This window comes from Actinomadura sp. NPDC048394 (assembly GCF_040651755.1).
Lineage (GTDB): Bacteria > Actinomycetota > Actinomycetes > Streptosporangiales > Streptosporangiaceae > Spirillospora > Spirillospora montaniterrae.
Genome location: NZ_JBEZJL010000054.1, coordinates 62,286 through 72,945 on the forward strand (window position 1 = coordinate 62,286; position 10,660 = coordinate 72,945).

Annotated in this window: 11 protein-coding genes; 6 read left to right on the top strand and 5 right to left on the bottom strand. The window is 72.9% G+C overall.

The window, feature by feature from the left end; genetic code table 11:
• Positions 1-35 precede the first annotated feature (35 nt).
• Positions 36-590 carry a hypothetical protein gene (locus tag AB0C78_RS33435; RefSeq protein ID WP_360755783.1) on the bottom strand — a complete coding sequence of 185 codons (555 nt, stop codon included), beginning with the start codon at positions 588-590 and terminating at the stop codon, positions 36-38.
• Positions 591-1,061: 471 nt separating this feature from the next.
• Between AB0C78_RS33435 and lpdA the strand changes: the two genes are divergently transcribed.
• Positions 1,062-2,465, top strand: coding sequence for a dihydrolipoyl dehydrogenase (lpdA, locus tag AB0C78_RS33440; RefSeq protein ID WP_151543122.1), 1,404 nt, complete (start codon positions 1,062-1,064; stop codon positions 2,463-2,465).
• A 67-nt stretch (positions 2,466-2,532) separates the two neighbouring features.
• Here the strand turns inward: lpdA and AB0C78_RS33445 are convergent, their stop codons facing one another.
• Positions 2,533-3,150, bottom strand: coding sequence for a helix-turn-helix domain-containing protein (locus AB0C78_RS33445; protein WP_360755785.1), 618 nt, complete (start codon positions 3,148-3,150; stop codon positions 2,533-2,535).
• Positions 3,151-3,187: 37 nt separating this feature from the next.
• On the opposite strand from AB0C78_RS33445, the gene AB0C78_RS33450 reads away from it, so the two are divergent.
• The 3 genes from AB0C78_RS33450 (at position 3,188) to ddaH (ending at position 5,215) form a co-directional block, all read left to right on the top strand.
• On the top strand, positions 3,188-3,514 hold the full coding sequence (locus tag AB0C78_RS33450) for a rhodanese-like domain-containing protein (RefSeq protein WP_360755787.1): 327 nt from the start codon (positions 3,188-3,190) through the stop codon (positions 3,512-3,514).
• Between the two features lie 81 nt (positions 3,515-3,595).
• Positions 3,596-4,222, top strand: coding sequence for a TetR/AcrR family transcriptional regulator (locus AB0C78_RS33455; RefSeq protein ID WP_360755790.1), 627 nt, complete (start codon positions 3,596-3,598; stop codon positions 4,220-4,222).
• A 150-nt stretch (positions 4,223-4,372) separates the two neighbouring features.
• Complete coding sequence (gene ddaH / locus AB0C78_RS33460; protein ID WP_360755792.1) at positions 4,373-5,215, top strand: dimethylargininase; 843 nt, start codon at positions 4,373-4,375, stop codon at positions 5,213-5,215.
• A gap of 91 nt (positions 5,216-5,306) precedes the next feature.
• Here the strand turns inward: ddaH and AB0C78_RS33465 are convergent, their stop codons facing one another.
• Together AB0C78_RS33465 and AB0C78_RS33470 are read right to left on the bottom strand one after the other, a co-directional pair.
• Positions 5,307-5,609, bottom strand: a complete 303-nt coding sequence (locus tag AB0C78_RS33465; protein ID WP_360755793.1) for an SAV_915 family protein — start codon at positions 5,607-5,609, stop codon at positions 5,307-5,309.
• A gap of 131 nt (positions 5,610-5,740) precedes the next feature.
• The gene (locus tag AB0C78_RS33470) at positions 5,741-7,039 is read right to left on the bottom strand and encodes an MFS transporter (RefSeq protein WP_360755796.1); all 1,299 of its coding nucleotides are present in this window, start codon (positions 7,037-7,039) and stop codon (positions 5,741-5,743) included.
• A 78-nt stretch (positions 7,040-7,117) separates the two neighbouring features.
• Between AB0C78_RS33470 and AB0C78_RS33475 the strand changes: the two genes are divergently transcribed.
• Complete coding sequence (locus AB0C78_RS33475) at positions 7,118-8,119, top strand: hypothetical protein (protein ID WP_360755799.1); 1,002 nt, start codon at positions 7,118-7,120, stop codon at positions 8,117-8,119.
• Positions 8,120-8,158: 39 nt separating this feature from the next.
• Here the strand turns inward: AB0C78_RS33475 and AB0C78_RS33480 are convergent, their stop codons facing one another.
• Positions 8,159-9,616, bottom strand: coding sequence for a wax ester/triacylglycerol synthase family O-acyltransferase (locus AB0C78_RS33480; RefSeq protein WP_360755801.1), 1,458 nt, complete (start codon positions 9,614-9,616; stop codon positions 8,159-8,161).
• A 253-nt stretch (positions 9,617-9,869) separates the two neighbouring features.
• Between AB0C78_RS33480 and AB0C78_RS33485 the strand changes: the two genes are divergently transcribed.
• Entirely contained in the window at positions 9,870-10,547 is a 678-nt protein-coding gene (locus tag AB0C78_RS33485) for a uracil-DNA glycosylase (protein WP_151543115.1), read from the top strand.
• Positions 10,548-10,660: the final 113 nt, after the last annotated feature.

The following is a 10,660-nucleotide window of genomic DNA, read 5'->3' on the forward strand; positions in this document are numbered from 1 at the left end:
CGGCCGCGGCCCGATGGCGCGGCGGAGGCGCGCGGCTACGCCCTGCGGACGTTCTTCGCGGTGTCCTCGTCGTCCTCGGTGTCCGCGGTGCCGTCGACGGCGGCGGGGTCGGGACCGGGCTCCGCGGTCGCGTCCTCGGCGCCGCTCTTGACGCCGTCGCCGAGGGTGTCGCCGGGGTCGCCGCCGAGCAGTTCGTCGGTCAGCTCGGGGAGCGCCGCGGTGCGGGCCGGGTCGTCCTCCACGAGGTCCTCGTCGTCCTCCGGGATGGCGACCAGCGCCTGCGTCTCCTGCGCGCCCCGGGTGATCACGCCGCTGGCGAGGATCGTGTTGCGGTGCCGCAGCGCGCCGTTCTCCCGCAGCAGGTCGTCGACCTCCGCGCGGGCTCGCGCGATCCGCCGGCTCAGCCGCACGTGCACGAGGAACCCGCCGGCGGCGAGCCCGATGACGAAGCCGGCGACGGGGAACCCGACCAGCGGCGGCGCGAGGGTGGCGACCAGCGCCACGACGACCAGCGCGACGACCGCCGCAAGTGCGCCAAAGTGCTGCTCCATCCAGTCCAGGACGGCGTTGACGCGCTTGGGAATCCTCACTCGGCTTCTCCTCCACTCGGCTCGGGACGGGCCGCTGCGCCCGGCAGGGCATCTGGGGGCAACGATCGGCCGGCGCCGCCGTGTTCCAGCGGTCCGCGCACGGGCTGTCGGCCTCTGGAGGTCCGGCGGCCGGACCCTCCGCGCCTCGCGGCCCGTTCGAAGTGCCGAGCCACCGCGCGAGCGCGCTATCTGACCGGGGAGGCGATGCCGGAGGCGAGCCTTCCCGGGAAGCTCGCGAAGCGAGTTCGCGCTCGCACAAGCACGGTCAGGGGCCGAGCCGCCAGGCGAGGCCCCTGGGCCGTGGTTGCAATGAACACAGCCTAACAGCATGTGATGAGGGAGCCGTACGGGAGGCGGACGGTCACGGGGTGTGATCATTTTCGGCGCCGGCCCGCGCACCGGTGCGACCTGCGTCGCTGCGGTGCCGTCCGGGATGCGAGCACGGCCCCGCGCCGAATATCGTCAATGAATATGAGCGAACACTTTGACGTCGTGGTCCTGGGCGCGGGCCCGGGTGGATATGTCGCCGCGATCCGGTCGGCACAGCTCGGGCTGAAGACGGCGATCATCGAGGAGAAGTACTGGGGCGGGGTATGCCTCAACGTCGGCTGCATCCCCTCGAAGGCGCTGCTGCGCAACGCCGAGCTGGCGCACATCTTCACCCAGGAGCAGAAGACCTACGGGATCAGCGTCGAGGGCAACGTCACCTTCGACTACGGCGTCGCCTACCAGCGCAGCCGCCAGGTATCGGACAAGCTCGTCAAGGGCGTCCAGTTCCTGATGAAGAAGAACAAGATCACCTCCTATGACGGGCGCGGGACGTTCACCGACCCGAACACCCTGCAGGTCGCCAAGGCCGACGGCGCCACCGAGACCGTGACCTTCGACAGCTGCATCATCGCGGCGGGCGCGCACACCAAGCTGCTGCCCGGGACGTCGCTGTCGGAGCGGGTCGTCACCTACGAGGAGCAGATCCTCAGCTCCGAGCTGCCGGAGAGCATCGTCATCGCCGGCGCGGGCGCCATCGGCGTCGAGTTCGCCTACGTCCTGCACAACTACGGCGTCAAGGTCACGATCGTCGAGTTCCTCGACCGGATGGTCCCGAACGAGGACGCCGACGTGTCCAAGGAGCTGGCGAAGCGGTACCGCAAGCTCGGCATCGACGTGCTGACCTCCACCCGGGTCGACGGCATCGACGACTCCGGCGACAAGGTCAAGGTCACCGTCACCGGCAAGGACGGCGCCCAGCAGGTCATCGAGGCCGACAAGGTGCTGCAGGCGATCGGCTTCCAGCCGAACGTCGACGGCTACGGGCTCGACAAGACCGGCGTGCAGCTCACCGAGCGCGGCGCGATCGACGTGGACGGCCGCTGCCGCACGTCCGTCCCGCACATCTACGCGATCGGCGACGTCACCGCCAAGCTGATGCTCGCGCACGCCGCCGAGTCCATGGGCATCGTCGCCGCCGAGACCATCGCGGGCGCCGAGACGATGGAGCTCGACTACGTGATGATCCCGCGCGCCACCTACTGCCAGCCGCAGGTCGCCTCGTTCGGCTGGACCGAGGCGCAGGCGCGCGAGCAGGGCTTCGATGTCAAGGTCGCCAAGTTCCCCTACAGCGCCAACGGCAAGGCGCTCGGCCTCGGCGAGGGCGACGGCTTCGTCAAGCTGATCAGCGACGCGAAGTACGGCGAGATCCTCGGCGGGCACCTGATCGGCCCCGAGGTCACCGAGCTGCTGCCCGAGCTGACCCTCGCCCAGCAGTGGGACCTGACCGTCCACGAGGTCGCCCGGAACGTGCACGCGCACCCGTCCCTGGGCGAGGCCGTCAAGGAGGCCGTGCACGGCCTCGCCGGCCACATGATCAACCTCTGATCCGATCCGGCGTGCCCGCCCGCCGCGGACGGGCACGCCGCCTCGCGTGGGGCGTCCCGCCGTCCGGTCAGCGCAGCACGGACCGGGCGAGCCGGGCCGTCCCCTCCCTGACGCGCTCCTCCCCCAGGTCGGGCAGGAGCGCCGCGACGTGCTCGGCGGACAGCGCCGCGAGCAGGGCGTGCGCGGCGTACTCGGGGTCCTGCGCGCCCGCCGCCAGGATCGCGACATGCCGGTGCCAGAACCGGTACGCGCCGATGCGGTACCGCGCGCCCGGTGACGCGGTCTCCGACATCCGCACGAGCGCCAGATGCTCCAGCAGGTAGTCGAGGTACGCCCCGGCGAACGCGACCAGGCGCTCCTCCTCCCCCGCCCCCGGGCCGAGCGGCGGCGGCCCGTGCAGGATCGCCTCCTGCAGCACGCGCTCCCGCGCGTCCAGCAGCGCGACGGCCAGCCCCGCCTTGTCGCCGAAGCGCCGGAACAGCGTCCCCTTGCCGACGCCGGCCTCGGCCGCCACCTGGTCCATCGACACCGCCTCGACGCCCCGCTCGGCGAACAGCCGGCCGGCCGCCTCCAGGACCGCCGCCCGGTTGCGGGCCGCGTCCGCGCGCTCCTTGGGCGGCGGGGTGCGGAGCAGTTCCAGGGGCGTTGCAGAAGCGGACTGCGGTCCGATATCGTCTCGAGCCATAACCGGACTATAGTCCGTCTTCTCTGGAGGCACAGCCATGACCGCACTCATCGACCGGGACGAACTCAAGGCGGCCATCGACGCCGGCGCCGTCACGGTGGTCGACGCGCTGGGCGGCGAGTACTACGCCAAGCAGCACCTGCCCGGCGCCGTCCCGCTCGTCGCGGCCGACGTCAATGCGCAGGCGCCCGCCCTGCTGCCCGACCGCGCCGCCGCGATCGTCACCTACTGCTCCAACCCGGCCTGCGCCAACAGCGGCCAGGTCGCGGACCGGCTCACCGCCCTCGGCTACACCGACGTCCGCAAGTACCGCGAAGGCATCGAGGACTGGGTGGCCGCCGGGCTCCCCACCGAGTCCGCCTGACCGCCGGGACGGGCCGGGCGCGCACACCGCCCGGCCCATGCGCCCGCAAAGCGTCGCCTGGACGTCACTTAGAGTGAGCACATGGGGGGAACCGAAGAGGACCGGCTCATCGAGACCGCGACGCGGATCTTCGCCGAACTCGGGTACGACGGGACGTCGCTGCAGATGATCGCCGACGCGGCGGGCCTCGGCATCGACGCCGTCCACTCCGTCGCCGCGACCAAGGCGGACCTGTACCGCGCCGTGATGCGCAACGCCGACGAGGTCGAGGAGGCCGCCCTCCGCGAGGCGCTGGCCGTCTTCACGCCCGACCGGAGCGGCGTCCTGATGCTCGCCGACGCCTACCTCGACTTCTACGTCTCCCACCCGCGGGTCCTGGCGCTCTGGCAGCACCGCTGGATGGGCGACGCCGCCGACCTGCCCGACCTCGAGGAGCTCTACACCCAGCCCCTGTCGCGCGACATCGCCGACACCGTGCGCGGCCTCGTCCCGCCCGACGTCGACCCCGACTACCTCATCTGGAGCGTGGTCTGGTGCGTGTACGGATTCCTCACCGGCGGCGTCGTCCGCAGCGGCCCGGGCGAGCCGCCCCGCCGCCACACGCCGAGCAGCGCCCCGTGCCCCCACGACGACGTCGAGGGGTTCCGCGCCTTCCTGCACACCATGCTCGACCACCTGTTCACCCCGCTGCCGCGCCCGCCCGCCTGACATCCGCGCGGTGCGCAACGAATCGCCGCCGCGCCACCGCAAGACGCAACGAATCCGCAGGTCAGCGCAAGGTCGACGCATTGGAATGCGCGGCTTTCGTTTCTAGGCTTTCGCTCAGTCGAGTCCTTTTGGAAGCCCCAGGAGACGAGCATGACCGTGATGCCGGCAACGGAGCCGAGCACCCCGCGGCGGACCGCGGTGCGGCGGCACTACCTGATGTGCCGTCCCGAGCACTTCGCCGTGACCTACGCGATCAACCCGTGGATGGACCCGGCCGCCGGCGCGGACGCGGGGCGGGCCGTCGCGCAGTGGGAGGCGCTCCGCGCCGCCTACCTCGCCCTCGGCCACGAGGTCAGCCTCATCGACCCGATCGAGGGCCTGCCCGACATGGTCTTCGCCGCGAACGGCGCCCTCGTCGTCGGCGGGCGCGCGTACGGCGCGAGGTTCACCTTCCCCGAGCGCGCCGCGGAAGGCCCCGCCTATGCCGACTGGCTCCGCAAGAACGGCTTCCCGGACGTCCTCCTGCCCGAGCACACCAACGAGGGCGAGGGCGACTTCCTCACCCTGGACGACGTCATCCTCGCCGGGACGGGCTTCCGCACCGACATCGCCGCCCACCAGGAGGCGCAGGAGTTCCTCGGCCGCCCGGTGGTGACGCTGCGGCTGATCGACCCGCGCTTCTACCACCTGGACACCGCGCTGTTCCCGCTCGGCGGCTCCAACGTCGCCTACTTCCCGGGCGCCTTCTCCCCCGGCAGCCGCGCGGTGCTCGAACGGCTCTTCCCCGAGGCCGTCCTCGCCGGCGAGGCGGACGCGGCCGTCCTCGGCCTCAACGCCGTCTGCGACGGCCGCAACGTCGTCATCAACGCCGAGGCGACCGGCCTGATCGGCACGCTGCGCGACCACGGGTACGAGCCCGTCCCGGTGGACCTGTCCGAGCTCCGCAAGGCGGGCGGCGGCCCCAAGTGCTGCACGCTGGAGCTGCGCCCCTGACGCGCCTGCCCGGCGGCGCCGCCTTCCCGGTGCCGCCGGGAACGAGGCCGCCGCCGGTCATGGGGCCGCGCCGGTCATGGGGCCGCGCCGGTCATGGGGACTCGCCGTCCATCTGGGTGAAGTCGACGTCCCATAACACGACGTCGGCGCCGGCGAGCTCGGCGAGTTCCTCGACGCCCTCGGGGGCGCGGAGCTGGACGGCGACCCAGGGCTGGTCCTCGCCGCAGCCGGCGACGAGGAGTTCGAGGGACGAGTACATGGGCAGGACGCGGCGGCCGTCCTCGAACCGGCTCAGCGCGAATTCGGCCAAGGCGTCGCCCCGCTGGAAACGGCGGGAGGGCACGTACACGACCTTTGTCCAGGCGGCCGTGCCGCCGTCCTGCCCGTCCGCCACCCGGTGCCTCCCTGCGGTCGCCGATCAAAACAGATCAACTCTACACATCCGTGTCCACCGAGCGTCAACGCATATCTGACCGCGCGGACGACGCATTTACGGTCGGCCGGGGAATGGCTTTTCCGGCGCCTTTATCGGCTTTCGGAGAGGGCGATGTGGCGGCGGGTCAGGTGGCGGGTGCGCAGCACGCCGGCGACGCCGACCGTCCAGATGAGGACCTGGACGGTCCAGGCGGCGCGGAAGGCGGACGGGGTGAACTCCCTGCCGGGCGACAGCGCGTCCAGCACGAGGCCGATCAGCAGGATCGTGATCAGGGCCGCGACGAAGCCGCCGACGTTGACGATGCCGGTGGCGGTGCCCTGCCGGGCGGGCGGGTTGAAGGTCCGGGCGTAGTCGAAGCCGATCATGGCGCCGGGGCCGCCGAGCGCGACGCACACCACCAGCAGGACCAGCAGCCAGGACGGGGCGGGCGGCGGCCAGGCGAGGACGGCGGCCCAGGCGCCGGCGTTGGTCGCGACGATGCCGAGGACGAGCCGCGACCGGCGCAGCGGGTACCGGGCGACGAGCCGCCCGACGAACGGCCCGGAGACGACGTTGGCCAGCACGAACAGGGTGAGCAGGGCGGACGCGGCGGAGGGCCGCATGCCCTGGCCGGACACGAGGTACGGGTAGCCCCACATGAGCGCGAACGTGTTGGACGAGAACTGGGTGACGAAGTGCGTCCAGAGGCCGAGGCGGGTGCCGGGGTGCCGGAACGCGGCGCGGAGGTCGCGGCCGACCTGGCGCAGCGACGGTGACGCGGTGCGGACGGCGCCGGGCGCGGAGTCGCGCAGCACCGCGACGGCCAGCACGCCGACGAGGACGCCGAGGGCGGCGGCGGAGCCGAACGCGGTGGTCCAGCCGGGGCCGTGCAGCAGCGCGACGAGCGGGACGGCGCTGAGCACCTGGCCGAGCTGCCCGAGCAGGCCGGTGAGCTGGGTGACGACGGGGGCCTGCCGGCCGGGGAACCAGGTGGCGACGATCGACAGCACGCTGATGAAGGTCATCGCGTCGCCGGCGCCGACCAGGACGCGGGCGGCGACGGCGGTGCCGACGGAGGTGGAGACGGCCATCAGCGCCTGCCCGGCGGCCATCAGCAGCGCGCCGCCGGCGATCATCCAGCGGGGGCCGACGCGGTCCAGCAGCAGGCCGACGGGGATCTGGAGGCCCGCGTAGACGAGGAGCTGGAGGACGGTGAAGGAGGCGAGCATGCCGGCGGACGCGCCGAAGCGGTGGACGGCGTCAACGCCGGCGACGCCGAAGGACGTCCGGTGCAGGACCGCCACGACGTAGGCGAGGACGCCCACTCCCCACAGCGCCCAGGCGAGGGGCGCCGCGCTCCGCTTCTCCAGGGACTCCAGGGGGTTTTCGGTACTTTGGGCGGTCTGCACGTAAAGTTACTTTAGGTCACGTTCTCCGGTGGCCCGGCCCCGGACCCGGCGGTCCCCGATGGCCTACGGTCGGTGCTGATGAACGCTGACGAGGAGCGATGGAGGGCCGAGCGGGCACGGCTGAACGCCGAGCGCGACCGCCTCGGGCGCGTCGCGAGCGACGGCCTCTACCCCGGCGTCCCGCGCGTCGCGGGCACCCGGCTGATGTGCCGCGAGGAATGGATCCCGGACGCCCCGGTCCCGCTGGAGGACGTCCTGCTGGAGTGGGACCCCGCCCCCGCTCCGCCCGCCGTCGCCGCGCCGTCCGACGGGCTCCCGAACGGCTACCGCACCTACGCCGAGGCCATGGCCGCGCTCGCCCCGCCGCGGATCTTCGACGACCGGCCGAGCTACCGCCTGCTCGCCGCCGCCCCTCCGGTGCTGCGCTTCGGCCCCGGCCGCTACTTCGACGGCGTGAACGTCGGCGAGGCCGCCGCGCACGAGCTGGCCGCCGGCCGCGACGGCCTGCGCCGCCGCGTCGGCGACCCGCGGGACCTGCGGCGCCGGACGGCGCTGTGCGCGATCACGACGCTGACGGTCACGGTGTCCGGCGCGTACGTCCTGCACTGGCGGGACCCGGCGAAGGTCGCGCACGCCGGCGGCCTGCACCAGGTGATGCCGGTCGGCGTCTTCCAGCCCTTGGCGGACGAGCGCGCGGACCTCGACCTGTGGCGCTGCATGGTCCGCGAATACGCCGAGGAACTGCTCGGAATGGACGAGGACTACGGCGACGATTTCGTCCAGGAAGAATGGCCTTTCCACCGGACGATGACGCGCGCGCGCAATGAGCGCCGTATCCGCGCCTATTTCCTCGGCCTCGGCGTGGACCCGCTGACGTTCGCGCTCGACCTCCTCACCGTCGTCGTGATGGACGACGCGGCCTTCACGGAACTGTTCGGAGACCTCGTCGCCGTCAACGACGAGGGCCGCGTGTCCCTGGCGAACCTCGACGCACCGATCCCCGAACCGATCCAACCGGCCGGCGCCGCCGCACTGGCCCTGGCCCGCGCACACCGCGCCGCGCTGGGCATCCGCGCCTGACCGTCAGCCCTCGCCTGACCGTCAGCCCTCGCCTGACCGTCAGCCCTCGCCGAGCGCCTGCCGGCTGAGCGCCCTCAACTCGTCCAGCGCGTCGTCGAGGTGGTCGATGATCTCCGACGGGTCGGGGATCAGGTCGCGGCAGGCGACGATGCCGACGTCCACCTTGCCGTCGTAGGAGAAGACCGTGATGTTCATGCCGCCGCTGACGTCGGTGATCACGGAGATCGGGTAGTAGCCGAGCACCCGCGCGCCGCACAGGTACAGCGGGAACTGCGGGCCCGGGACGTTCGACACGACGAGGTTCACCGGCCGCAGCGACACCGCCGACGCGGCCTGCAGCGCGAACCTGGTGACGGCGCCCGCGACGGGCGCGGGCAGGAGCCCGCTCATCTCCCGCACCCAGCCGCCCGACGACGCGGTGAACCGCCGCTTGACCAGGTCCATGTCGCGCCGGACGGCGGCGTACCGCTCGGCCGGGTCGGGGATGTGCGTGGCCAGCGGCGTGCTCATGATCGACACCTGGTTGCCGCCGGGGCCGCCGCCGCCCGCGCGCCGCAGCGACACCGGGACGCCCGCGACCAGCGGGCCGTCGGGCAGGTCGCCGCGCTTGTCCAGCCACTGCCGCAGCGCCGTCGCGCACAGCGCCATGACCACGTCGTTGACGCTGCCGCCGAGCCCGCGCCGGATCTCCTTGACGTCCGCGAGCGGCAGCTCGCCGCAGGCGACGGCGCGGCGCCGGCCCACCGGCCGGTTGAACGGGGTGGGCGGCGCGGCGACCCGCGGCACCGGCGGCGCCTCCGGCCGGCGCAGCGCGGCCTGCACCGCCGACGACACGGACCCGACGCCGGGGATGGACGCGAGGCCGGGGATCTCGTCCAGGTACGGGGCGCTCCGCGCGAGCGACAGCGCCGACCGGACGGGGTGCGCCGCCATCCGCAGCAGCCCCGTCCCGACCATCGCCGCCGGGCTCGGGGCGCGCGTGGGAGCGGCGTCGTCCGGCGGGAGCTCGCGGGGCTCGGGCGACAGGTCGAGCAGCGCGGCGAGCGTCTCGGCCGCCAGCACGCCGTCGATCGCGGCGTGGTGCACCTTCACGTACACGGCGACGCGGCCGCCCTGCAGGCCCTGGATCAGGGCGATCTCCCACAGCGGGCGGGACCGGTCGAGCGGCTGCTCGTGCAGCATCGCGACCGCGTCGGCGAGCTGCCGGTCGTCACCCGGCGCGGGCAGCCCGATCTCGACGATGTGCTTCTCCGGCGCGAAGTCCGGGTCGTCCTCCCAGTACGGGAAGTCCAGGCCGAGCGGCACCCGGACGAGCCGCCGCCGCAGCGGCGCGGCCAGGTGGGCGCGCTCGCGCACCAGTCCGGCCACCATCGCGGTGGTGAGCCGCCCGCCCGGGCACGACGCGGGGTCGAGCACCCCGAGGCCCGCGATGTGGGCGTGCACGTTGCCCATCTCGGCGTTCAGGAATGTGGCGTCCACGCTGGTCAGCTGGGTCATCCGATCGTCCCGTCCGCTCGTCCGGCACTTGCCTGCCCTCCCAGGTTTCGGCGGCGGACGCGGAACGTCAACGCTTCGCGTCGGGAAGTAACGCCGACTTAACGGGACGTTTCACCCGGTTCATCTGCCGATTCGGGCAACCAGGAAACCTTTTCCCGATCCGCCGTCCTTATGTGGTCAGGAAACGTCACAGGCCTGATCAAGAAACGGTTCGGCCGCGGGCCCGGTGATCACCGCACTAGGCTGGTGCGCCATGACGGCACGCCCCCTCACCGAGATCGTCGAAGCCGGCTGGGCGCAGGCCCTCGCCCCCGTCGCCGGGACGATCGCCGCCGCCGGCGACTGGCTGCGCGCCGAGGTCGCCGCCGGACGCCGCTACCTGCCCGCCGGGAACCTCATCCTGCGCGCCTTCACCCAGCCGTTCGACGACGTCCGGGTACTGATCGTCGGGCAGGACCCCTACCCCACGCCCGGCCACCCGGTCGGCCTCAGCTTCTCCGTCGCCCCCGACGTCCGGCCGCTGCCCGCCAGCCTCGTCAACATCTTCCGCGAGTACTGCGACGACCTCGGCCACCCCGAGCCGTCCAGCGGCGACCTCACGCCCTGGGCCGAACGCGGCGTCCTGCTGCTGAACAGGGCCCTCACCGTCATGCCGCGCAAGCCCGGCTCGCACCGCGACAAGGGCTGGGAGCAGGTCACCGAGCAGGCCATCCGCGCCCTCGCCGCCCGCGACCGCCCCCTCGTCGCGATCCTGTGGGGCCGCGACGCCCGCAACCTCAAGCCGATGCTCGGCAACGTGCCCTGCATCGAGTCGCCGCACCCGAGCCCCTACTCCGCGAACAGCGGCTTCTTCGGATCCCGCCCGTTCAGCCGCGCCAACCAGCTCCTCGAACAGCAGGGCGCCCAGCCCATCGACTGGAAGCTCCCGTAAGAGCCGGCTGAACGCGCATACGGAAGACCGGACCGCAGCCGCCGTCACGGGCAGGCACGCGGAGCGAGTGCAGCGAGCGCAGCGGGCCTGCCCGCCGACGGACGACGCGTATC

Coding starts and splice junctions, on each gene's coding strand:
- ddaH (WP_360755792.1), top strand. CDS start 4,373: ATGACCGTGATGCCGGCAACGGAGCCGAGCACCCCGCGGCGGACCGCG.
- AB0C78_RS33480 (WP_360755801.1), bottom strand. CDS start 9,616: ATGACCCAGCTGACCAGCGTGGACGCCACATTCCTGAACGCCGAGATG.
- AB0C78_RS33475 (WP_360755799.1), top strand. CDS start 7,118: ATGAACGCTGACGAGGAGCGATGGAGGGCCGAGCGGGCACGGCTGAAC.
- lpdA (WP_151543122.1), top strand. CDS start 1,062: ATGAGCGAACACTTTGACGTCGTGGTCCTGGGCGCGGGCCCGGGTGGA.
- AB0C78_RS33450 (WP_360755787.1), top strand. CDS start 3,188: ATGACCGCACTCATCGACCGGGACGAACTCAAGGCGGCCATCGACGCC.
- AB0C78_RS33455 (WP_360755790.1), top strand. CDS start 3,596: ATGGGGGGAACCGAAGAGGACCGGCTCATCGAGACCGCGACGCGGATC.
- AB0C78_RS33445 (WP_360755785.1), bottom strand. CDS start 3,150: ATGGCTCGAGACGATATCGGACCGCAGTCCGCTTCTGCAACGCCCCTG.
- AB0C78_RS33485 (WP_151543115.1), top strand. CDS start 9,870: ATGACGGCACGCCCCCTCACCGAGATCGTCGAAGCCGGCTGGGCGCAG.